The sequence below is a fragment of the Exiguobacterium sp. s64 genome, from assembly GCF_018618035.1.
Classification (GTDB): Bacteria; Bacillota; Bacilli; order Exiguobacteriales; family Exiguobacteriaceae; genus Exiguobacterium; species Exiguobacterium mexicanum_A.
In genome coordinates this window covers 181,546-204,737 of record NZ_JACSLH010000004.1, presented here as the reverse complement: position 1 = coordinate 204,737, position 23,192 = coordinate 181,546, and the positions used below count along the sequence as shown (strand labels likewise).

24 protein-coding genes are annotated in these 23,192 nt (G+C 55.5%); 11 read left to right on the top strand and 13 right to left on the bottom strand.

The window, feature by feature from the left end; translation table 11 throughout:
• Positions 1-131: 131 nt before the first annotated feature.
• The 3 genes from KNP64_RS08590 to glpK all read left to right on the top strand — a co-directional run bounded on the left by KNP64_RS08590 (position 132) and on the right by glpK (position 3,343).
• Positions 132-986: a sulfite exporter TauE/SafE family protein gene (locus KNP64_RS08590; RefSeq protein WP_214792823.1), complete on the top strand. Its 855-nt coding sequence runs from the start codon at positions 132-134 to the stop codon at positions 984-986.
• A 101-nt stretch (positions 987-1,087) separates the two neighbouring features.
• The gene (locus tag KNP64_RS08585) at positions 1,088-1,795 is read left to right on the top strand and encodes an MIP/aquaporin family protein (protein WP_214763335.1); all 708 of its coding nucleotides are present in this window, start codon (positions 1,088-1,090) and stop codon (positions 1,793-1,795) included.
• 30 nt (positions 1,796-1,825) lie between these two features.
• Positions 1,826-3,343, top strand: coding sequence for a glycerol kinase GlpK (gene glpK, locus KNP64_RS08580; RefSeq protein ID WP_214752915.1), 1,518 nt, complete (start codon positions 1,826-1,828; stop codon positions 3,341-3,343).
• Between the two features lie 41 nt (positions 3,344-3,384).
• On the opposite strand, the gene KNP64_RS08575 is transcribed toward glpK, so the two are convergent.
• From KNP64_RS08575 to cspD, 11 genes are all read right to left on the bottom strand, one after another.
• Complete coding sequence (locus tag KNP64_RS08575; RefSeq protein WP_214752913.1) at positions 3,385-4,521, bottom strand: PDZ domain-containing protein; 1,137 nt, start codon at positions 4,519-4,521, stop codon at positions 3,385-3,387.
• 40 nt (positions 4,522-4,561) lie between these two features.
• The gene (locus tag KNP64_RS08570) at positions 4,562-5,965 is read right to left on the bottom strand and encodes a S41 family peptidase (protein ID WP_214752911.1); all 1,404 of its coding nucleotides are present in this window, start codon (positions 5,963-5,965) and stop codon (positions 4,562-4,564) included.
• 99 nt (positions 5,966-6,064) lie between these two features.
• Positions 6,065-7,429, bottom strand: coding sequence for a murein hydrolase activator EnvC family protein (locus tag KNP64_RS08565; RefSeq protein ID WP_214792820.1), 1,365 nt, complete (start codon positions 7,427-7,429; stop codon positions 6,065-6,067).
• A gap of 30 nt (positions 7,430-7,459) precedes the next feature.
• Positions 7,460-8,362 carry a permease-like cell division protein FtsX gene (gene ftsX, locus KNP64_RS08560; RefSeq protein ID WP_214792817.1) on the bottom strand — a complete coding sequence of 301 codons (903 nt, stop codon included), beginning with the start codon at positions 8,360-8,362 and terminating at the stop codon, positions 7,460-7,462.
• Positions 8,352-9,038, bottom strand: coding sequence for a cell division ATP-binding protein FtsE (ftsE, locus tag KNP64_RS08555; RefSeq protein WP_214707244.1), 687 nt, complete (start codon positions 9,036-9,038; stop codon positions 8,352-8,354). Before ftsE ends, ftsX begins: the two co-directional genes overlap by 11 nt.
• 429 nt (positions 9,039-9,467) lie before the next feature.
• Positions 9,468-9,800, bottom strand: coding sequence for a cytochrome c551 (gene cccB, locus KNP64_RS08550; RefSeq protein ID WP_021065416.1), 333 nt, complete (start codon positions 9,798-9,800; stop codon positions 9,468-9,470).
• Between the two features lie 107 nt (positions 9,801-9,907).
• Positions 9,908-10,765, bottom strand: a complete 858-nt coding sequence (locus KNP64_RS08545) for a YitT family protein (protein ID WP_214792814.1) — start codon at positions 10,763-10,765, stop codon at positions 9,908-9,910.
• Between the two features lie 61 nt (positions 10,766-10,826).
• Entirely contained in the window at positions 10,827-11,927 is a 1,101-nt protein-coding gene (gene prfB / locus KNP64_RS08540; RefSeq protein ID WP_214792811.1) for a peptide chain release factor 2, read from the bottom strand.
• A gap of 54 nt (positions 11,928-11,981) precedes the next feature.
• Positions 11,982-14,504, bottom strand: coding sequence for a preprotein translocase subunit SecA (secA, locus tag KNP64_RS08535; protein WP_138859058.1), 2,523 nt, complete (start codon positions 14,502-14,504; stop codon positions 11,982-11,984).
• Positions 14,505-14,646: 142 nt separating this feature from the next.
• Entirely contained in the window at positions 14,647-15,207 is a 561-nt protein-coding gene (gene hpf / locus KNP64_RS08530) for a ribosome hibernation-promoting factor, HPF/YfiA family (protein ID WP_021065412.1), read from the bottom strand.
• Positions 15,208-15,521: 314 nt separating this feature from the next.
• On the bottom strand, positions 15,522-15,719 hold the full coding sequence (gene cspD / locus KNP64_RS08525) for a cold-shock protein CspD (protein ID WP_021065411.1): 198 nt from the start codon (positions 15,717-15,719) through the stop codon (positions 15,522-15,524).
• Positions 15,720-15,992: 273 nt separating this feature from the next.
• On the opposite strand from cspD, the gene KNP64_RS08520 reads away from it, so the two are divergent.
• The 8 genes from KNP64_RS08520 to KNP64_RS08485 all read left to right on the top strand — a co-directional run bounded on the left by KNP64_RS08520 (position 15,993) and on the right by KNP64_RS08485 (position 21,647).
• Positions 15,993-16,487, top strand: a complete 495-nt coding sequence (locus KNP64_RS08520) for a competence protein ComK (RefSeq protein WP_214707226.1) — start codon at positions 15,993-15,995, stop codon at positions 16,485-16,487.
• Positions 16,488-16,575: 88 nt separating this feature from the next.
• A complete protein-coding gene (locus KNP64_RS08515) occupies positions 16,576-18,240 on the top strand; it encodes a hypothetical protein (protein WP_251126372.1) in 1,665 nt (554 codons plus the stop codon).
• Between the two features lie 9 nt (positions 18,241-18,249).
• Positions 18,250-18,540: an EscU/YscU/HrcU family type III secretion system export apparatus switch protein gene (locus KNP64_RS08510; RefSeq protein ID WP_214792804.1), complete on the top strand. Its 291-nt coding sequence runs from the start codon at positions 18,250-18,252 to the stop codon at positions 18,538-18,540.
• Positions 18,537-18,917: a flagellar export chaperone FliS gene (locus KNP64_RS08505; RefSeq protein WP_214760512.1), complete on the top strand. Its 381-nt coding sequence runs from the start codon at positions 18,537-18,539 to the stop codon at positions 18,915-18,917. Before KNP64_RS08510 ends, KNP64_RS08505 begins: the two co-directional genes overlap by 4 nt.
• Positions 18,901-19,725: a flagellin N-terminal helical domain-containing protein gene (locus KNP64_RS08500; RefSeq protein WP_131472868.1), complete on the top strand. Its 825-nt coding sequence runs from the start codon at positions 18,901-18,903 to the stop codon at positions 19,723-19,725. Before KNP64_RS08505 ends, KNP64_RS08500 begins: the two co-directional genes overlap by 17 nt.
• Before the next feature lie 20 nt (positions 19,726-19,745).
• Positions 19,746-20,189: a YaaR family protein gene (locus tag KNP64_RS08495; RefSeq protein WP_029595028.1), complete on the top strand. Its 444-nt coding sequence runs from the start codon at positions 19,746-19,748 to the stop codon at positions 20,187-20,189.
• A gap of 9 nt (positions 20,190-20,198) precedes the next feature.
• Complete coding sequence (locus tag KNP64_RS08490) at positions 20,199-20,864, top strand: DUF2225 domain-containing protein (protein ID WP_214792801.1); 666 nt, start codon at positions 20,199-20,201, stop codon at positions 20,862-20,864.
• Between the two features lie 282 nt (positions 20,865-21,146).
• Positions 21,147-21,647 carry a DUF1572 family protein gene (locus tag KNP64_RS08485; RefSeq protein WP_214792798.1) on the top strand — a complete coding sequence of 167 codons (501 nt, stop codon included), beginning with the start codon at positions 21,147-21,149 and terminating at the stop codon, positions 21,645-21,647.
• Between the two features lie 31 nt (positions 21,648-21,678).
• On the opposite strand, the gene KNP64_RS08480 is transcribed toward KNP64_RS08485, so the two are convergent.
• Together KNP64_RS08480 and KNP64_RS08475 are read right to left on the bottom strand one after the other, a co-directional pair.
• Complete coding sequence (locus KNP64_RS08480; RefSeq protein WP_251126371.1) at positions 21,679-22,320, bottom strand: DUF4352 domain-containing protein; 642 nt, start codon at positions 22,318-22,320, stop codon at positions 21,679-21,681.
• A 148-nt stretch (positions 22,321-22,468) separates the two neighbouring features.
• Positions 22,469-23,098 (bottom strand): DUF4352 domain-containing protein, encoded by a 630-nt coding sequence (locus KNP64_RS08475; protein ID WP_214792796.1) that lies wholly within the window; start codon positions 23,096-23,098, stop codon positions 22,469-22,471.
• Positions 23,099-23,192: the final 94 nt, after the last annotated feature.

Below are 23,192 nucleotides of genomic sequence, written 5' to 3'. Positions count from 1 at the left end.
TTTCTGTTCCTTGCATATTGACTTGATTATAGCACATACACGAACAAATATTCGCTTCTGACACGCTTCCCAAATCGTTCCACTTTTCGTTATCATGGAGAGTGAATCTAAGTAGAAACGAGTTGGTCGTCATGTGGTCACTTCTCTTCATCCCGCTCGGTGCCATCGTCGGCGCCTTGTCCGGATTCTTCGGCATCGGCGGCGGGGTCATCATCGTCCCAGTGCTGCTCTTTAGTGGTTATTCGGCAGCAGAGGCCGTCGCCACGTCGCTCTTGTTCGTCGTCGGGACGAGCCTGTCCGGCGCGAAGAAACATACGTCGCTCGGCAACGTGTCTTGGTCGACCGGCATCACGGTCGGACTGACCGGCGCCGTCACGGCACAGCTGTCGAGCCGCCTCGTCCTCTCGATCTCGGGGACGTATGATTGGTTACTGAACTTATTTTATCTGGCTATCCTATCTTATTTTGCCGTTACGCTATTAAAGAAAACATCGAAACCGCAGAAGCCGAAAAAATCGACCGTTCTCGCGGGTGTGATGATCGGAGCGATGGCCGGACTATTGTCCGCCCTCCTCGGCATCGGCGGCGGGTTCATCATCGTCCCGCTCCTCGTCAGTTGGCTCGGCTTCACGACGCATCGCGGGGTCGGGACGAGCCTCGCTGCCGTCCTGTTCATCTCGCTCGGCGGACTCGTCGGCTATCTGCCGTCGCTATCGCTCGATTATGTGACGCCGCTTGCCCTCGTCCTCGGGGCGTTCATCGGCGCGCCGATTGGGGCATCCCTCACGGACCGTTACGACGATAAAGAGATTTCGCGGCGCCTCGCTTGGCTCTACCTCGCCGTCATCGCTTCGATTCTCCTCGACCTCGGCGCCACGAGCTTTCCCCCGCTCGGTTACGTGAGCTTGATGGTCCTGCTCGTCTTTCTCGTCGGGATCATCCTCGACTTCAGACGCCGGATTACCAATCAAAACCACTTTTCATGAGAAAAGTGGCTTTTTTTGCATATCCGGTTTTGAAACGCTTTCATTTGGGGCATATAATGAAGTGGTGAGCCAAATTTAATATGGAAGGAAGGGAGTATCACATGTCAGCATTCGTCAGCGAAATTATTGGTACAATGCTACTCATCTTGCTCGGTAACGGTGTCGTCGCCGGCGTCGTCCTCCGTCATTCGAAAGCGGAGAACGCAGGCTGGATCGTCATCACGTTCGGTTGGGGCTTGGCCGTTATGGTCGGGGTATACGCGGCCGGTATCTATGGAGGGGCGCATATCAACCCTGCCGTCACCATCGGACTTGCGACAGCAGGCTCATTCCCATGGGCCGATGTGCCAGCGTATATTTTGGCACAATTCATCGGGGCGTTCATCGGGGCCGTCCTCGTCTATGTCCACTACAAGCCGCACTATGATGCGACCGACGACCCGGGCGCCAAATTGGCGACGTTCTCGACCGCACCGGGGATTCGTAACACGCCGTTCAACTTGATCGGGGAAATCATCGGCACGTTCGTACTCGTCTTCGCCCTCTTGTCATTCGGGGCCAACACGTTTGCCGACGGTTTGAATCCGCTCATCGTCGGTTTCTTGATCGTCTCGATCGGTCTCTCGCTTGGTGGTACAACGGGATATGCCATCAACCCGGCGCGTGACCTCGGACCGCGGATTGCGCATGCGATCCTTCCTATCAAAGGCAAAGGCACGTCGGACTGGGGCTACTCATGGATCCCGGTCGTCGGACCGATCATCGGGGCGGTCATCGCCGCATTGTTATACGGTATTCTCGTACCATAATCTTTCTAATTTCTAAGGAGGCTCTCTCATATGGAGAAAGAAAAACGCTACATCTTAGCACTTGACCAAGGAACGACAAGCTCACGGGCGATCATCTTCGACCACGACGGAAAAATCGTCACGACCGCTCAGCGCGAGTTCAAACAGTACTTCCCTAAGCCAGGCTGGGTCGAGCATAACGCCAATGAGATTTGGGGTTCTGTCCTCGCCGTCATGGCCGAGGCGTTCGGTTCGGCCGACATCGATCCAAAAGAGATCGCAGCTATCGGCATCACGAACCAACGGGAAACAGCCGTCGTCTGGGAGAAGTCGACAGGACGTCCGGTCTATAACGCCGTCGTCTGGCAATCGCGTCAAACAGCCGGTATTTGTGATGAGTTGAAGGAAGCCGGTCATGCCGACTTGTTCCGCGATAAAACGGGTCTCTTGATTGACGCCTACTTCTCAGGCACGAAAGTCAAATGGATCCTCGACAACGTCGAAGGCGCCCGTGAGAAAGCCGAAGCTGGTGACCTCCTCTTCGGAACGATTGACACTTGGCTCATCTGGAAACTGTCAGGCGGCCACGCTCACGTCACGGACTATTCGAACGCGTCACGGACGCTCATGTACAACATCTATGAGCAGAAGTGGGACGATGAGTTGCTCGAGATCTTGACGGTACCAAAGTCGATGCTCCCGGAAGTCAAACCGTCGAGTGAAGTGTACGCCAACACGATCCCGTACCACTTCTTCGGCTTCGAAGTTCCGATTGCCGGCGCGGCCGGTGACCAACAGGCAGCCCTCTTCGGTCAGGCCTGCTTCGAGTCAGGAGAAGGTAAGAACACGTACGGTACAGGTTGCTTCATGCTCATGAACACGGGCGAAGAAGCCGTCAAGTCGGACCATGGTCTGCTCACGACGATTGCATGGGGATACAATGGTAAAGTCGAATATGCGCTCGAAGGTTCGATCTTCGTAGCCGGTTCGGCCATCCAATGGCTCCGTGACGGACTCCGTATGCTCAAGTCGGCGAAAGACACGGAACAGTACGCCAACCGCGTCGAGACGACAGACGGCGTCTACGTCGTCCCAGCCTTCGTCGGACTTGGTGCCCCGTATTGGAACTCGGACGTCCGTGGTGCCATCTTCGGCCTCACGCGCGGGACGGAGAAAGAACATTTCGTCCGGGCGACGCTCGAGTCACTCGCCTATCAGACACGCGATGTCTTGACGGCGATGGAACAAGATTCTGGCATCGAGTTGAAGACGCTCCGCGTCGACGGCGGTGCGGTCAACAACAACTTCCTCATGCAGTTCCAAGCGGACATCTTGGACGTCCCGGTCGAACGGCCTGAAGTGAGCGAGACGACGGCTCTCGGTGCCGCCTATCTCGCCGGTCTCGCCGTCGGGTTCTGGAAAGACCAAGCAGAGATCAAACAACAGTGGAAACTTGACCATCAATTCGAACCGAAGATGGACGAATCACACCGCGAAAATCTGTATAAAGGCTGGCAACACGCAGTCGAAGCGACAATGGGCTTCAAACCATCAAAACTTGAACTTTAATTGAACGCACGAAAGGGAGCATCCACCAAGGATGCTCCCTTTTATAGTTTCCGTAACCGCAAACGCGGGCTTGCCGGCTCGGCGACGAACAAGATGCCGAGCTCGTGCGGGTCGGTCTCATACATCGCCCGTTGCACGAAACGGATGTCCCCGTTTAAGTTGAGCACCTCGAGCTTGATGTACGGTTTATGCAACTGGAGCGCCTCATAGAAGCTGCTCCCGCCCGTGATGACGGTCCCGTTCACTTTGTAGATCGATTCGCCCGGGATGAGCTGCATCGCCTCGCCCGGTGAGCCCGGGAGCGTGTCGATGATGACCGCTCCTCGGTTGCCGTTGATGAACACCGGCGTCGTCCCTCGATTCTCTCGCTTGATGAGTTGTAGCGCCAACTCATACAAGACGAACAGACCGAGCAAGATGTAGGCCGCGTACGGGACGTCGATGGCGTAGGAAGCTCCGAACAAACCGATGGCGATGAGCGCGAGCAGGCCTCGATATAGGCTCAAGCGGCCGAGGAGCGTCCCTGGGAGTGCTCCCGTCGACAGCAGGCTGACCCCGATCGGGATCGGCAAGATGATTGGCACTGGGCCGTCGAGACCGAAGGACGGGGGTAGGAAGACGACAAGCGGGAAGAACCAGAGCCGTTTGACGACGTGCCCGCCGATGAATTGGCCCCGTTTGGACAAGATGAGCGTCGGTGATGTCTCGACCGGACCGTTCCACCGTAAGAGGATCGCCTCCGCGAGCGTCACGACACCGAACACGAGCGCATACACCGGCCAGTCGACCTCGGCCAATCGATCCATCCACCCTGTCAGTCCCCCATACTCGATGACGTCACGAAGCGCGACTGCCGTCAGCATGATCAAAAACGGGAACGCTGGGCTGCTGAAACGCGGGTGCATCGTCAAGACGATAAGCGCGTACAGCACGCTGAACGTCACGACCCATTCCCAGTTGACGGTCGTCTCGAGCAGAATCAGCGCCGCCGAACCGATGACGGCGAGGAGCAGGCTCGGCCATAGAAAATGGCGCCAGTCCGATTTCGGCGAACGCCGACGCGAGCGAAACATGCCCCGCTCCCGTTTGATACGCGTCGTGGATATGTAAGCGAGGGCGACGAGCGTCGCCCAGAGTAGCGGACTACCGATCAAGGTCAACAAAGCAGTAAAACTCATTCGTAGAACGTCCACACTTGTCCAATCCTTTCCCTAATCCTTATTTTGCAGCTTCTTCGAGCGCGCGATTCAATTGGGCATCGTTCGCCTCGTCTTGAATCTCCTCGAGCAAGCGTGACTCGAGCGCCGACGCCGTCGCTTCATTGACGATCCCGTCTTCCGGCAAGTTGTTGTCGGCTTGGAAGGCACTGACGGCACGGCCCATCGTATCACCGAAATAGCCCGGCTGTCCGCCCGGCTCATAGCCGATGCCCGTCAACACGGTATGCAAGTTCGAGACCGCTTCCCCGTAGTCCCCGACTTTGAGCGTATCCGCGTCGGCGAGGATGCGGGTGACATTGAAGTAATCCGGTTGATTGACCTCGACGTCCGGTTCGATGCCTTTCTCGTTGATCCAGTTCCCGTCCGGTGTGAGCCATTTGCTCGTCGTCAGCTTCAAGTTGCTGCCGTCCTCTAAATCGAACGCCGTCTGGACGACGCCTTTCCCGAACGTCTTGTTGCCGATGATTGTGGCCCCGGCACCTTCTTTGAGGGCCCCGGCCAGAATTTCAGATGCCGATGCCGACCCTTCGTCCGTCAAGACGAACAAGTCGTATGGCTTCGCTTCCCGGGCACGGCCGCTCTGCGACTCACGGTCCCCATCCGCATTCTCGATTTGGACGACCGGTTTGTTCGTCGAGACGAATCCTTCGGTCATCTCGATGACGGCAGGGAGCAATCCACCCGGGTTGCCTCGTACGTCGATGATCAGGCTATCGATCCCTTCCGATTCGAGCGTCTCAAGCTGCTCCAAAAACTCATCGGCCGTCGGTTCGGAGAACTGGGTCACCTCGATATAACCGATTTTCTTTCCATCTTGCTCTTTCACTTCCGAGTAGACGGTCTCAATTGGAATCGTATCGCGTGTAATCTCGTAGTCGGCCTCTTGGCCGCCGCGCTGAATCGTCAGCGTGACGACGGTCCCTTTCTCGCCCCGGATGAGTTGAACCGCCTCTTCGACGGCCATCCCTTCAATCGATTCCCCGTCGACCGCTGTGATGACATCACCGGACCGAAGACCTGCCGCTTCGGCTGGTGCGCCTTTGATTGGAGCGACGATTAAGATGTCTTCTCCTTTCTTCTCCAAAGTCGCGCCGATTCCTTCAAAGCTCGACTCGATTGAGTCGGTGAACTGTGACGTCTCTTCGGCATCGAGGAAGTCCGAGTACGGGTCGTCGAGCGCTGCCGTCATCCCGTCGAGGGCACCGGTCAATAAATCCTCTTCCGAAATATCCTTCAATGAATGCGTCTCGATCAATTGCCGGACTTGGTCGACCTTGTCCCAGCCTTCTGCCTTCGGTTGAATCGGCAACGCCGTATCCGTAAACGCCATCGTCGCGAGCCCTGCACCGGCCCCGGCGACGAACGTAGCGCCAGCTAGTAATCCTGCGGTTGTATTTTTCACGGGTGATTCCCTCTTTTCTCTTTGTCAGTCTTTCATTCAGTATAGCAAAAAGTTCAGAAAAACGGACGCGTTCCACAAATTTGGAACACGTCCGTCTCATCAGTAACCGATATAAGGACCCGGGTCGACCGCATTCGGTTGCCCTGGCGCCCATTGTCCGCGATGTAATTCGAAGTGGAGATGCGGTCCCGTCGACCAGCCCGTGTTGCCGAGCGTACCGACGGTCTGGCCAGCGGACACCGTTTGCCCAGACGAGACCGTGATCGAGTCGAGATGGGCATATACGGTCGTCCAGACGGCCCCACCGACGATGTGGGAGACGAAGACGACGTTGCCGTATCCTGTCGCCGGCGCCGCCTTGATGACGATGCCTGGTGCCGCCGCGACGATCGGGGTCCCGGTCGCATTGACGAGATCGATGCCGCGATGCGACTCCGCCACGCCTGTCAATGGGTTTTGGCGAGGACCGAACGGGCTCGACACGTAACCGGACACCGGACGGACGAACGAGGTCGCCGGCCCCGACACGTTCGTCGGGGCTTCCGCAGGCGGTGGGGGCGTCGGTGCTGGTGAGGCCGTGGCCTTCTCGTCCGACTGTCCTTTCGCTTCCGCTGCAGCTGCGGCTTTGGCCTCGGCCTGTGCTTTCGCCTCGGCTTCCGCCTTCGCCCGTGCTTCCGCTTCGGCTCGGGCCTGCGCTTCGGCCGCTTCTCGTTCCGCCGTGGCGATCGCTTCGAGCTGTCCAGCGATGATGCGGCTCTGTTCGTTCATGAGCGCCTGCTCTTCGGCACGGCTCATTTTTTCAAGTTCGAGCAGTTCGACCTGTTCGTTCAGCTCCGACAACAAGTCGCGCTTCTGTTCGGCGGCGACGTCGAGCGCTTGTTTCGTCACGACGAGCTCACGTTCTTTTTGTTTCAAGAATGACAGCTGCGTCCGTTGCCGTGCCTCGAGCGTTTCGAGCCGCTCGACTTCATTCATGTAGGTATGTATGAGGTCCCGGTCCTGCTCCGCAATCGTCTGCGCGGTCAACAGCCGCGTCACGAAGTCTCCGAACGAGCGGGACTCAAAGACGACTTGGAGATAGGACCGGTCCTCGTGTACTTGAAGCACACGAAGACGCTCACTAAGGAGCGCCTTCTGGCTTTCGAGGTACTGCCCATGGGCAGCGAGTTGATCACGGGTTTCCTCGAGCTCGGTGCGCGCCGCGTCCGCTTCTTCCTGCTGGACGGCGATCTGTTCACTTAATCCCTCGAGACGTTCATTGACGGCGCGAATCTCTGTCGCTACCGCGTCGCGTTCCGCCTCGGTGATGTCGAGCTCGGCGTCCGTCTCGTCTTGCGCTTTCTTGGACTCCTCCAATTGATTGGATAGACGATCTTGTCGTGCTTTCAGCGTGTCTTTCTCCGTCGCCATGACCGGCGAGGCAAGTAGCGTCAAACTTAATCCAAGCGCAAGCGAACGTTTCATCCGCCAACTCCTCCTCATATTTAAATTAGATTAGACTTTCAAGAACCGACCGAGTGATGTTGTCGAGCCCCAGATCCCGATGAAAGCACCGAGCGCCAAGAGGACGAGCGACACTTGTGTCGTCAGTACCGATGGATCAATCAATTTAAATATATCACTATTCAGTTGATCTAGCGATGGTTGTAAAGCACTATATGCGACGTCATAACCGAAGTAGATGACGGCGATCGGGATGAGCGCGCCGAGCACACCGAGGAGAAGTCCTTCGATGAAGAACGGCCAGCGAATGAAGCTGTTTTTCGCCCCGACGAGGCGCATGATCTCAATCTCGCGACGGCGTGAGAAGATCGTCATCTTGATCGTGTTCGAGATGAGGAACATCGCCATGAGTGTGAGACCGACGATCAACACGAGTCCACCGATGCGAATCCCGTTGAAGAAGGCGAACATCTTGTCGATATAGTCCTGTCCGTATGTGACCTTATCGACGTTGTCGAGTGATTGCACGGCGTCGGCGACCGTCTCCGTCTCGAGCGGGTCTGATGCCTTGACGATATAGCGGTCATGGAGCGGGTTGTCTTTCTCGACCGTTCCATAGGCGTTGGCGTCTTCCCCGAGCTGGTTACGGAAGTTCTCCAGTTCATCCTCTTTCGAGCTGAACGTGACCGATGCGACGCCTGGAATCTGCTCTATATTCTCGCCTAGCTTCTCGACGTTCGCTTCCTCCGCGGTCCGGGTGACGAATACTTGGATCTCGACGTCGTTCTCGACGTTCTCCGAGATCTCATTGACGTTGAACATGACGAGGGCGAACACCCCGACGAGTAACAAGGTGATGGTGACGGCACTGACAGCCGCAAACGTCATCCACCCGTTGCGAAGTGTTCCCTTGAACCCTTCGCGCAGATGACGGATTCCACTTTTAAATATCATAGCCATATGCTCCTTTCTCTTCATCGCGGACGACTTTTCCGTTCTCGATCGCGATGACGCGATGACGGATCTTGTCGACGATATCACGGTTGTGCGTCGCCATGACGATCGTGGCCCCGCGACGGTGAATCTCTTCAAATACTTCCATGATGCCCCAAGCCGTGTCCGGGTCTAAGTTACCGGTCGGCTCGTCGGCGATGATGAGCTTAGGCTTATTGACGATGGCACGGGCGATCGACACACGTTGCTGCTCCCCACCCGACAGTTCGTCCGGATAGTTGCGCGCCTTATGCTTCAGGCCGACGAGGTTCAACACGTCCATGACCTGTTTGCGCATCGTGCCCGTGTCGGCTTGAACGACCTCGAGTGCGAACGCGACGTTCTCATATACCGTCAAAGACGGCAACAACTTGTAGTCTTGGAAGATGACGCCGAGTTGACGGCGCAGTTTTGGGACGTGGCGGTTTTTCAGTTTGCCGACGTCGATCCCGTCAATCATGAGCTGACCGCTCGACGGTTTCTCCTCCCGATAAATCATTTTCATGAACGTCGATTTCCCGGCGCCGGATGGTCCGACGACGTATAGAAATTCGCCGTCTTCGATCTTCAAATCGAGGTCGTCGACTGCGACGACGCCGTTTGGATATACTTTGCTGACTTTTTGCATCGATATCATAACGTATTCCCTACCCTTTTTATATATTTTCCATGCATCTATGACGAATTCTGAATTGGTTTCATCGAATTGATTCGTTAAGTGAATATTTTCGCCTAACCTCTGTTCTACACGATAATCAGATAACCTGTCAAGCGACCATATAGCAGTCACCTCTATCCAATTCATCGCTGAGGCGACAGTTCAAGCGCCTACAATTATAACAATCGAACTTTTAAATAACCATTACAGGATTGTTTCAGTTGGATGGAGTTCGGTGGGAAATTGTCGAAATGAAGATGGGCTTCACGAGATCGACACAGACGGTGAAACGCACATTCAAAAGATACCTGCATCTGTGAATGCTTCCACTGAATCATGGGCGCTTCATATTTAGTTAAAGGAAATGAAGACAAAAAAAACCACGAGTCGCCTCGTGGTTCCCCATAATTATTTTTTCTCGGCGAGCCAAGCCGCGACAGCCGTGATCTCTTCTTCGTCCTCAATCACGTTCGCAGGCATGGCGCCTTTCCCGTTCTTGATGACTTCTTCGATTTCACTCGCCGATAGACGTGAACCGACGTCCGAAAGTTTCGGACCGCTCATGCCTTCTAGGTTTGCACCGTGGCAGGCCGCACAGTTTTGTGCGTAGACCGCTTCCGCGTCGACCGACGCCGTGTTCGCGCCGTCCCCGTTGCTCGTCGACTCTTCTTCATCGCCACCGCCGCACGCACCGAGCGTGAGCATGGCGCCAAGTCCAATCGCCATCATCCATTTCTTCATAATCAGGTTCCCCTCCTATGTCGTAGAAATAACCTACTTTTACCATTATAGCCGTTATGAACCGCTTTCTAACCTAACTCACGAAAAATACACAAAGATTCCACATGTTAGGGAACGTTGATATAGCGCTTATCGGACGTGAACCCTTGGCCCATCACCTCATGCGCCTCACTGAAGATGAGGAACGCGTCGGGATCGATACGGCGAATGATCTCTTTCAAACGACTCACCTCGTTCTGACGGACGACGACGAGCAACATCGGGCGGTCGAGACGCGAATACGCCCCGATCGCTTGAATCTCTGTCGCGCCGCGGTCGAGCTCATCGAAGACGGCACGCGTGATGACGTCCCGCTGCTCCGAGATGACGTAGGCCATCTTGTCCTGCGTGAAACCGAGCTGGACGAAGTCGATCATCTTGATCGTGATGAACAGGGCGATGAGTGCATATAGCCCCGTCGTGAACGAGAACGTGACAGCGGCAACGAGGACGACCGCCCCGTCAAGGATGGCGATACAGAGGTAGAGCGGGATATGGGTGAATTTATGTAAAATCTGCGCGAGCAAATCCATCCCCCCGGTCGAGGCGCGCCCTCGGAAGATGAGGCCGAGCCCGATGCCGACACCGGCCCCGCCGAAGATGGCCGCGAGCAGCGTGTCATTGACGGCGGCACCCGCATCGATCGCTTCATAAAATAAGATCACGCCCGGCAAGAAAATCGACCCGACGAGCGACTTCACCCCGAAGCCGAGCCCGAGAATCATCCATCCGACGAGGAGGAGCAACACGTTCGACACGAGCTGGAACGCCCCCGGCGAGATGTTGAACAGCTCGTACGTGATGATCGAGATTCCGCTGACGCCGCCCGAGGCGAGGTTGTTCGGCAATAGGAACAAACTGAACGCCGAGGCGACGAAGACGGACCCGGTCAGTAAATAGATATAGTCTTTGACGATTTGCTTCATTAAAGGTTTTCTCCTCTACATACAACGTGGCCCAAAGACGTGAGTCCTTGAGCCACTTGCATCACATATTTGTCTTGCGGAGGTATGCGTCGATGAAGCCCATAATGTCTCCATCCATGACGCCGCTCGTGTTCCCGACTTCATAACTCGTGCGGTGGTCTTTGACCATCGCGTACGGGTGGAAGACGTACGAGCGGATTTGGCTGCCCCAACCGATGTCTGTCTTCTCGCCACGGATCTCATCGAGCTTGCGTTGCTGCTCGTCGAGTTCGCGTTGATACAGTTTTGCCTTAAGCATCTTCATCGCCGACTCACGGTTCTTGATTTGCGAACGCTCCGTCTGACACGAGACGACGACGCCCGTCGGCACGTGTGTGATTCGGACGGCCGAGTCGGTCGTGTTGATGTGCTGACCGCCGGCGCCTGACGCGCGGTACGTATCGATTCGGAGGTCTTCGGTCTTGATGTCAACTTCGATGTCGTCATCGAACTCCGGCATGACGTCACACGAGACGAACGACGTATGACGGCGGCCCGACGAATCGAACGGCGAGATGCGCACCAAGCGGTGAATCCCTTTCTCCGCCTTCAAATAGCCGTAGGCGTTATGCCCGACGATGCGGAGCGTGACCGATTTGACGCCGGCCTCTTCGCCTGGCAGATAGTCGACCGTCTCGACTTTCCAGCCTTGCTTGTCCGCGAAGCGCTGATACATACGGAGGAGCATCGATGCCCAATCTTGTGACTCGGTACCGCCCGCCCCCGGGTGAAGCTCGAGGATGGCGTTGTTGGCATCGTACGGTCCGTTCAAAAGGATCTCGAGCTCGAACGCGTCGAAATCGGCCTTGAGCGCCGTGACCATCTCCCCTAACTCGCCTTGCATCTCAGCGTCCGGCTCTTCTTTAATGAGTTCGAGCGTGACTTCGCCGTCTTCATGTCCATCGGCGAGCTCTTGGTATTTGTCGACCATCGCTTTGAGCGCGTTCGACTCGTCGATGACTTTCTGTGCTTTCTCTTGGCTGTCCCAGAAGTCTGGGTACGTCATCTCGTTCTCGAGCTCGGCGATGCGGGCCTGCTTCTCTGTCAGGTTGAGCGATTGGCGATAATTCTCGAGGCGTTTCGCCATCGCCTCAAGTTCGTTGCGAATATCTGAAATTTCCATAGTGTAGGTCACCTTTCCGTAGGAAAGAGGCGAGCGGGCTCGCCTCTTTCAAAATTAAGCCTGTTGTTTGCCGTGGCAGTTTTTGAACTTTTTGCCTGAACCACACCAGCACGGGTCGTTGCGCCCGAGCCGTTGGTCTTCAGAGCGACGGACCGGCTTTTTCTTCACCGGCGTGTCGTCCTTGCCAGACACCGCCACTTCCTCCTCGACGACTTTCTCGCGTCGGAGGTTGTCGCCGACTTCGGCACGGAGCACGAAGCCGGTCACTTCTTCGGAGATGGCCACGTTCATCGCATCGAACATGTTGATCCCTTCCGCCTGATACTCACGGAGCGGGTCGTTCTGCCCGTAAGCGCGCAAGTGAATCCCTTGACGAAGCTGGTCCATATGGTCGATGTGCGCCATCCAGTGCGAATCGACGGCCCGGAGAACGATGATCTTCTCGAACTCGTTGAAGCGTTCCGGCGGCGCGAGTTGGCGTTTCGCCTCATACTGCGCGTTCGTACGTTCGCTCAACAGCTCGATGATCTCTTCGCGCTCTTTGCCGAAGAAGTCCTTGCCTTCGACCGGTTGCTCGAGGGCGAGCGTCTGGTTAGCCCAGTGCGCGAGTTCCTCGATGTTCCACTCTTCCGGCACGAGTTCGAGCGGCGTATATTGCGCCACGCCCGTCTCGACCGTCTCTTGAATCATCGAACGGACGATGTCCGTGACCGATTCGTTCTCGAGGATGCTGGCCCGGTCTTTGTACATGACTTTCCGTTGGTCCGCCATGACGTTATCGTAGCCGAGGAGCTGCTTCCGTGCGTCATAGTTGTTGCCTTCGACACGTTTTTGAGCCGACTCGACCGCCTTCGAGACCATGCGGCTCTCGATCGGTTGCGTGTCGTCCATGCCGAGGCGCTCCATCATGCTCTGGAGGCTGTCAGTACCGAAGCGGCGCATAAGCTCGTCTTCGAGTGACAAGTAGAACTGGGATTTACCCGGGTCCCCTTGTCGTCCGGCCCGTCCACGGAGCTGGTTGTCGATCCGGCGCGATTCGTGGCGCTCGGTCCCGACGATGTATAATCCGCCGAGCTCGATGACGCCTTCGCCGAGCTTGATGTCGGTACCGCGTCCGGCCATGTTCGTCGCAATCGTGACCGCACCTTTTTGTCCGGCGTTCTCGACGATTTCGGCTTCACGAGCGTGGTTCTTCGCGTTCAACACTTCGTGTTTGACCTTCTTCTTCGAGAGGAGCTTGCTCAAATACTCCGACGTCTCGACGGCGACCGTCCCGACGAGGACCGGTTGTCCCGTCGCGTGGGCTGCCATGATTTCGTCGACGACGGCTTTGAACTTGCCTTCCATCGATTTGAAGATGAGGTCCGAACGGTCTTCCCGAAGGATCGGTTTGTTCGTCGGGATCGTCACGACCTGCATGTTGTAGATGTTACGGAACTCTTCTTCCTCCGTCTTCGCCGTCCCGGTCATCCCGGCCAGCTTCTCATACATGCGGAAGTAGTTCTGATACGTGATCGTCGCGAGCGTCATCGATTCGCGTTGAATCTCGACGCCTTCTTTCGCCTCGATCGCCTGGTGCAACCCTTCCGAGTAGCGGCGTCCGTCCATGACCCGACCCGTGAACTGGTCGATGATCATGACTTGGCCGTCGCGGACCATATAGTCGACGTCATGATGCATGACGGCGTTGGCACGAAGGGCGAGCCCGACGTGGTGGTTGACCGAGACGTGCTCGATCGCGAACAAGTTGTCGATGCCGAAGAACTTCTCGGCGAGGTCGACCCCTTTGTCCGTCAAGAGGACCGATTTCGTCTTCACGTCGACCGTGTAGTCGTCCTCGATCTTGAGCGTCCGCACGAACGCGTCGGCCCGTGTATAGAGTTCTGTCGATTTTTGAGCCGATCCCGAGATGATGAGCGGGGTCCGCGCCTCATCGACGAGAATCGAGTCGACTTCATCGACGATCGTGAAGTAGAGCTCGCGTTGGACACGGTCTTCTTTATAAAGGACCATGTTGTCACGCAAATAATCGAAACCGAGCTCGTTGTTCGTCGAGTACGTGATGTCACAGTTGTATGCCGCCTGCTTCTCGACGCGGTCCATGTTCGACACGTTGAGGCCGACCGAGAGACCGAGCGCGAAGTAGAGCGGTTCCATGAGTTCTTTGTCACGGCGGGCCAAGTATTCGTTGACCGTCACGACGTGGACGCCGCGGCCCGTGAGCGCGTTCAAGTACACCGGAAGGGTCGCGACGAGCGTCTTCCCTTCCCCGGTCTTCATCTCGGCGATGTCGCCGTTATGGAGCACGTAGCCCCCAATGAGCTGGACACGGTAGTGGCGCATGCCGAGCACGCGCTCGGACGCCTCGCGGCAGACCGCGAACGCTTCTGGCAAAATATCGTCAAGCGTCTCGCCCTTGTCCAAACGCTCCCGGAACTCAATCGACTTCGCCTGAAGTGCTTCGTCAGACAATGCCTTGATCGGTTCGGCGAATGACTCGACGAGGTCGGCCGCTTTTTCTGCTTTTTTCAATACTCGTTTCTGTGGAGCAAATAAATCTTTCAAAAAGTTCGCCATACGCTTTATCTCCTCTGCATTCACTGAAAAAATGCATGTTTTTTCCCTAATGTACAGTTTAACCGAAGTGACCCTTGCTTTCAAGGAAAGGCAAAAGGAAACGGCCCTCCGAGTCGGAGGGCCGTGTGGTTTCAAGGTTGAATTATTCAGGTTCGATCAAGCCGTATTTGCCGTCTTTACGACGGTAGACGACGTTCGTGTTGCCCGTCTCTGCGTCTGAGAAGACGAAGAAGCTGTGACCGAGCATGTCCATCTGAAGAATCGCTTCTTCTGTGTCCATCGGTTTGAGCGTGAAACGCTTCGTCCGCACGAGTTCGAGTTCTGCCTCGTCCTCGTCATAGACGACCACGTCTTCGGGACCTTCGAGTGATTTGAAGTACTCGCCGATACCGCCATCTTTGGCACGTGATTTACGGTTGAGTTTCGTTTTGTGTTTACGGATTTGACGTTCCAATTTGTCGACGACGAGGTCGATTGCCGCGTACATGTCGAGGTTGGTCTCCTCAGCACGGAGCAACAAGTTCGGCATCGGGATCGTCACTTCCACTTTTTGTTTCTCATTGTACACTTTCAAGTTGACGTAAGCCGTCTGTGCATCCGTAGGAGTTGTGAAATACCGAGTCAATTTGTCCAGCTTTTTCTCGACATAGTCTTGGATGGCTGGTGTGACTTCAATGTTTTCGCCGCGAATGTTATAAATCATCTGAACTCCTCCTTAAAATAACCGCTTGACCCAATGATTCGTCAGATTGGACCGAATCTCCTGCTTCATTTCTGAAAAGAAAGTGGAACCAGGTGGCTCATATATAGTATACCCCGAATCCGAATCGTTTGAAAACGTTATCATCAGAAAATAATGACAATTTTGTTCCGACAGGTCCGTCTTCCACGTGAATCGGTAGTATAGAAACAAACTACCCGTTTTACCCGTTCTTAAACGCGATTTTGATTGGGAAGGACATTATGTGAGAAAAACAAAAAAGTCGGCCCCGTTAGGAGCCGACTCGTGGTTCGAAATTATAATTTTGTAACGTTAGCCGCTTGTGGGCCACGCTCGCCATCAACGATTTCAAACTCTACCTCTTGACCTTCGTCAAGTGATTTGTAGCCGTCAGTTTGGATTGCTGAGAAGTGTACGAATACGTCTTTGCCGCCTTCTACTTCGATGAATCCAAAACCTTTTTCTGAGTTAAACCATTTTACTTTACCTACCATGTGTAAATCCATTCCTTTCACCATTGAAGAATACAGAGGCTTTCCCTCTATCGGTAATCTTACCACCTTCTTGCAGGCGTGACAAACACTTTCTCAATTTTTTGCAAACGAATGCTCATTTGGCTTACATTGGAATTGTATTTCCCTACTTTTCATATCACCTTATTGAATTTACATATTTTGTGATATATCATGGAAGGGATGATTTAGGTTTGTGTTCCATCTGTTATGGCCGAGCCTGAAAATCCAATACGAAAAGGACGGTGCAGCTGTATGCGCCCCTACCATTCCGAGGAGAAATACCGGATCACGAAACGGACGGTGGCGATTTTGCCATGTCGAGACATGACGATGCAATCGCGGATCATTCTCGAGGACGGATCTGAGATCATGACGCCGCTCCGGCCCTACCAGCTGTTGCAGCTCTCGTGCCGCCAGTACAGCAGTTCGATCGAGGAACGCATCTTCGTTGCCAAGCGCGTCGCCGGTGTCAAAGGCAAAGTGCCTGTCGTCATCGAACCGACGTCCGGGCTCGTCTTCTTCCCGACGAAGTCCCCGAAGCGCCCTGATTGCGAATGGTACGCCTGGTCCCACATCCGTGACATCTCGAGTGACCCGCTAGAGCCGAACGGCTCGGTCGTCACCCAGGACGGGCACCGGATTCAAACGAACGCGACCGCGTACGTCCTCCGCAACCAGCTGAAAGCGACGGGCGAACTCGTCGCTCGGTTTCAACAATTGAACCAGAACGCCTTGCTCGAATCCTGACCCTTCCGTCGTCCGACGGGAGGTTTTTTCTGTCGGTTTCGCTTCACTTTTTGAAAAAGAGGTCGATATATTGGTCGAGGTGACAACTATGCAAATCCAAGCCCCATTGACCGCGGCCGTCGCGGTCACGGCCGGTATCCAAACGAACCGGGTCTATAAGGCCGAACTCGTCAAACAGACCGGACCCGACTCCGGCATCGTTAAAATCAACGGCGAGCACGTCGAAGTCACGTTCGAAGGCGGGCTCCCGAAGACGAATCCGTTCCAATTGACGCTCGCCGAACAAGACGGCCAGCTGATCGGGACGATCGTCGTCAAGCCTGAGCCGGAGACGCCGGACACTTCGAGCGGCCAACCGGTGAAACTCGATACGAAGATTCAGGCGTTGCTCGCGTCGCTACCGCTCGAGGTGCGGAGCGCCGTCAGCCGCTTGCTCCAATCAGGACGGTTACCGATGAACGAGGACACGGTGCGACTGCTCGAAACCGTCTTTAAAGGCGACCTGCGCGATGCGGTCCTTTGGCTAAAGACGATCGAGGCACCCACGCTCCCGCGTGACGTCGTCCGCGACATCGCCGTCGCGTCATTAGATGAAGCGAGACAACAAATCAAACCACCGGCACCTGACGCGCCGTACCCGCAGAAAGAACGGTTCATCGAGCACGTCAATCTGTCGCGCCCCGTCAGCGAACGTTTGACACCGACACCTGAGACGGTCGACCGACTCATCAACGAGTTGCCGGAGCCGCGCCCGACGCGAATCGAACTGCGCGAGGCGTTACCGCCCGTTCTCGGCCGACCGGTGCTCGTCAAAGAAGTGACGACACATCTCGCGACCGTGACGAACACGTTCCGAAACGAGCAAGTGACGGTCACGAAACAGCTCGGCCAAGTCGCCGCCCTCGTCGAGACGAACCCGCATCAGGCACGTCCCGCGCTCGAGACGGTGTCGACCCGGCTGACGCAACTCATCCAAAAGACGGACGCCTTGCTACATACGAGCGCGACCCAAGAGAAGGCGCTCGTCGCGATGACGGCGAAGCTCGACGTCGCCCTCGGCCTGCTGTCGACGAAACCGGCCGAGAGCGCCGCGCTCATCAAAGAAGTGCGCGCCAGCTTGAACGAGTTCCGCTACGTGCCGAACCATGTCCGGCTCGAATATATCCCGCACCAAGCGACCCGCGCCGGCGAACTGCCGCGCGTCACGCCGTTCAAGGTCGACCCGAACTTATCCGGCCGTGTCATCCAAGAGACGGCGCAGCGCGTCCAGGCGTCAACATTGTCATTGAAAGCTGACGCGGCGACACCTGAAGCACAGCGGCTCGCCTCGTTCTTCCAAGTCCAACAGACGTTGAACCGGCTCGACGGCGGACAGCTCCAACAGCTCATCCTCGCCTTGCCGGCGAAAGTCCAAGAGATCGACACCGGCATCCACGTCCATATCCAAAACCGGGAGGCCGGGGACGTCGTCGACTGGGAGAACAGCGTGCTCTATATCCGGCTCGAGACACCGCGTCTCGGAGAGATCGGCGTCAAACTCGAGGCGATTGACCGGAATCTTCGGCTCACGCTCGAACACGATGACCCGGTCATCGAGACGCTCGCCAAGCCGCTTCTCGGCAAGATCGAGACGACACTCGAAGCGATCGGTTACCGGAGCGTGACGACCCAGTTCCGCCCACTGACGAAGACGGACCGACCGGAGACCGAGCGTCCGACGCTCGAGACGACCGGCTATGATTTCCGCATCTAGGAGGCTGTTATGTATCAACGCATGGATTTGACGAAACGCAAGACGGCCGCCGTCGTCCGCTATGACGAGACGATTGACCGCGCCCCGGTAGTCGTCGCCCGCGGCACCGGCGCCGTCGCCGATAAAATCTTAGACGAGGCGAGAGCGCGCGGCGTCGCCATCGAGCATGACCATTCGCTCCTTGGCCACCTGCTCGACCTCGACCTCGGGGACGCGATTCCGCCCCAACTGTATGACGTCATGGCCGAAGTGCTATTACTGATTGAAGAACTCGACACCATCAAAGGAGACCCATCATGAACCCGAACCGACTATACGAAATGAGCCCGGAAGAGCTGACCCAAGCGATGCTCCACGCGCTCGTCTATCATTATGAACAAGCCAGGACGGCGACCATCGCCGAACGCAACCGCCATTTGCGCCAAGCGCGTGAACTGCTCGCGAAGCTTCACCAAGGCCTCCACGACGGCGGTGGCATTATTTCAGCTCAACTCGATGAGCTTTACCTCTATATGGCGAAATCGAGCCTCGAGGCGCTGATCGAGCAAGACATGGATAAAATCGAGGAGCTTCACGGTCTCGCGACCGAGCTCGACCAGACATGGGGCGAGGCGATCGAGAATGCCCGTCTGAAACCCGTACCGGCAGGAGGAAACCGCTATGAAAATTACCAATAACGTCCAGGCACTCAAAGCCTACTCATCGCTCACCGTCAATCAGGCGACGATGAAGAAAACGATGGATCGCCTCTCGAGCGGTGTCCGAATCAACAAGGCGTCCGACGACGCGGCCGGGCTCGCCATCTCCGAGAAGATGCGCATTCGGCTCGACTCGTTGTCGATGGCCGAACGCAACACGCTCGACGGCATCTCGCTCACGCAGACGCTCGAAGGCGGGATGAGCGAGACCCATTCCCTCCTCCAACGGATGCGCGAGTTGTCGGTCCAAGCGTCGAACGGGACGCTGAGCGGTGATGACGCCAAGGCGATTCAAGACGAGATTGCGGCACTCACCGATGAAGTGACCCGGATTGCCGAGACGACCGAGTTCAACTCGAAGAAAATCATGAACGGTGACTTTATCGCCGGCAATGAGACGCTCTTCTTCCAACTCGGTGCCGGCAGCGGCGAGGGCGTCGTCTTGAACGTCGACGACATGCGCGCCGGCGCGCTCGGAATCGACGGCTTAGACGTGACGACACAAGGTGGCGCCAATGACGCCATCGCCAAGTTCGACGCCGCGATTCAAAAGGTATCACTCGAACGTTCAAAACTCGGTGCCATCCAGAACCGGCTCGAGGCGAACGTGAGCGTCGTGACGATCGGGTCCGAGAACTTGACGGCGTCCGAGTCACGCATCCGTGACGCCGACATGGCGCGCGAGATGATGGACTTCGCCCGCCTCAACATCTTGAACCAATCCGGCATGGCGATGATCGCCCAGTCGAACGCCTTGCCGCAAGGCGTGCTACAATTGTTGAACTAACTTAAGGAAGGACGGATCCTATGGACATTCGTCGCATCATGGAGACGCAGTCGCTTCACGGCGCCGGTAAGGCGAAACGCCCCGAGGCTGAGCCCGGCGTCTCGTTCCAGAACGTCATCGGTCAAAAACGTGAGGACCGCGAGCACGAGCGCTTCCAACGCCAAATCGCGGCCATCCACGAGAAAGGTGAGCTCCTCGCCGAGAGCCAGACGGTCGAGTCACTCGCTGAATATAAACAGCTCATTAAAGACTTTATGAAAGACGCCGTTGACGCGGCGCTCCGCCTCGAGGACAAACGCGGCTTCAACCGCCGTGGTCGCGCCAAGATTTATAAGATCGTCGAACAGGTCGACCAGAAGCTACTAGCGCTGACGGACCAGGTCATCTCGGGTGAGGCGTCTCGTTTGTCGCTCCTCGACCAAGTCGGTGAGATTCGTGGACTTCTCGTCAATGTATACGTGTGAGGTGAGATGATGGCAGAACATATCTTTTCGAAAAAAGTGAAATGTCCGTATTGCTTGAAACAGAGTGAGACGCCACGTGTCTTGTCGCGCCACATCCGGCCGCAGGAAGTCGCGAAGGACGGATATACGACATACGATGGCGCCAACCCGTACTTTTATGAGCCGACCGTCTGCAGTCACTGTCACCTCGTCTTCCATGACTCGTTTGACAAGGTACGGAAAAACAATCGCGAGGCGCTCGAGTCGGGCTACTTCGACCGCGTCAACGCCGAGGCGCTCAACGGTGACCGTTCGGCCGAGCACGTCATCCAGCTCTATAAGTTCGCCGTCGTGACGGCCCAATTGAGCGGCCAGAAGCCGTCCGTCGTCGCCATGCTCGGCATGCGGCTCGTCTGGATGTATCGCCTGACGGGGAACGAGGCGTCCGAGAAGGAATGGATGAAGCGGACGCTCGACAAGTACAACGAGGTGCAGGAGGCGTACACGGACCAAGTCCGGACCGGCCTCCCGTACGACCAGCTCATGTTGCGGATCGCCGACTTGTCGGCCGCACTCGGCCTGTATGAGGACGCAAGGCGTTGGTACGGAATTTTGCTCGGCAGCAAGGAAGTGTCAGAGCGGATCAGGACCCAGGCCCGGTCACACTGGGAAGATTTTCGGATCGAACATACCTAAAAGGGAGAGCCGCGGCTCTCCCTTTTCGCATACAAAAAAAACCGCGCTCATCCACTCACGGACAAACGCGGTCGGTTCTCTTCACGGATGAACCCCCAAACCGAAAGGAGATATACACGACATGACTCATGTCAAAACCTAAACAGGGCACCCAAGAACCGATCGCGCGGTGGCGTCTTGCACGGTTCATTCTTATTATAATTTGGTTTTCACTATTTTACTATTATTTTTATCACATTCAGATTGGGGTATGCTTAGTAGGAATCCAAAGGAGGTCATTCCATGTTTGAAGCCCGCTATATCGAAACGGTACGCTCGATTTTCCAGGAACAAAAACAGCTCGCCGAGGATGCGTTGAAGCAAGTGAACGACGAGGACATGCATCGTGTGCTCGCGAAAGACACGCTCTCGCTCACGGTCATCGTGCAGCACATCTCGAACAACATGAAGTCCCGCTGGACCGACTTTTTGACGACGGACGGCGAGAAGCCGGACCGAAACCGTGACGCCGAGTTCGAGGACCAACAACAGTCTCGCGCCGAACTGATGGCGACGTGGGACGAGCGCTGGCAACTGTTGGACGACGTGCTCTCGAGCCTCACGCCGGAAGACCTCGGCAAGACCGTCTTCATCCGCGGTGAAGAGAAGACCGTCATCTGGGCGATTGAGAAACAAGTGTCGCACTACAGCTATCACGTCGGACAGATCGTCTTTCTTGCGAAAGTATTTGCTGGCGAGAACTGGAACGTGTTGACGATTCCGTTGCCGCATCAACGTAAATAAGAGAACGCGCATCGCGAAGATGCGCGTTCTCTTATTTGGTGACGTCGATCGTGAATTCATAGCGCTCTTCGGCAATTTTACGGAACTGATCATTATAAGGTCCCTCCACAACAAAGCGGACTTCGGTCAGTTCTTCAGGCATCGACTCGACATGGAACAGCACGCCGCCCTCTTTCTTCACTTTTCCTAAAAACTCCCCGCCTACATCCTCTGAAATGACGAGGTCAGCATCAACCTGTTCGCCTGTGTTTGTGACGAGCCTGGCTTGGTTTGGATGAAAGCTGACCGTCTCATCACTCGTGTTTTCGACGATGACATTGAATGAGACAATAGTCACTTCTTTTTGATCATCGAAGAAGAAACGATAATCAGAAGCGACTTCTAGACGCAGCGTTTGGACCTTATCGATTTGAAAGATGATTGGCCCAATCGTTTCTTCAATCCCAAGATTTCGATTCTTCATGTAAATTTGACTGCGGCCAATCTCATCTTCCTGTACTTCAAACTCTTCCTCTTGTACGGTTTCTGTTTCTGTCGTCTCTTCTTGGCTGTCTGTCGACGGAACGCTTTCACTTTGGCTGGTAGGTTCGGTAGTAGTCGATGATGACTCCGTGTCTCCACATCCGACTAACACGAGCAAGGGAATGGCTAAGATGAATCCGTACGACTTCAATCCAATCCTCTCCTTTACCTCAAGACTTTTCCAACTTATATAAATCTTATTCCCCATTTTTAAAAGGGCATTCAAGGTAAACGTTAAATTTTTTGGGTATTACTCTGGACATAAAACGGCCGCACCAGTTCCCTGGCGCGGCCATTGTTTATTTCTCGACGTTGATTGTATATTCGTAGCGGGATTCCCCAATCGACTGATAGTTCGCGTCCGACGGTCCATCGATGACGACTTTCACGTCCGCTAACTCTTCCGGCATCGCTTTGACGAAGAAGAGGACGTTCCCTTCCTTCTTCACTTTCCCGAGGAACTCGCCGCCGACATCATCCGAGAACCACAAGTCAGCCGACACTTGCTCCCCCGTGTTTGTCACGAGCGTCGCCTGGTTGGGGTGGAAACTGATGGTGTCGTCAATCGTATTCTCGACGATGACATTCATCGCGACGACTGTCACTTCTTCTTGCCCGTCAAACGAGTCGCGATACGCTTCGTTGACAGTGAGTCGGGATGTCTGCACTTTATCGATGGCGAAGTTGACAGAGCCAATCGCCTCTTTGATGTCGAGCGCCTTGTTCTTCATGAAGATTTGGTTTGAACCAAGTTCACTCTCCTGCACTTCTGCTTCTTCTTTTGTGTCTGCCGCTGGTTCTTCCTTTTTCTCTGCCTCTACAACTTCCTCCGTATCGGTCGCTGTCGTCTTCAGTTCATCGGCCTCTCCACAGCCTACAAGTAGTGTTAAAGGTAAAGCGAGGATCAATCCATATCGTTTCATGTTCATCTTAGTTCTCTCCTTTTTGTATGAGTGGTGGTTGATAAGATGAGCATGCTGGATTGTCTAGTCTGACCGGTGTAAGAAAACGTATAGGGTCATC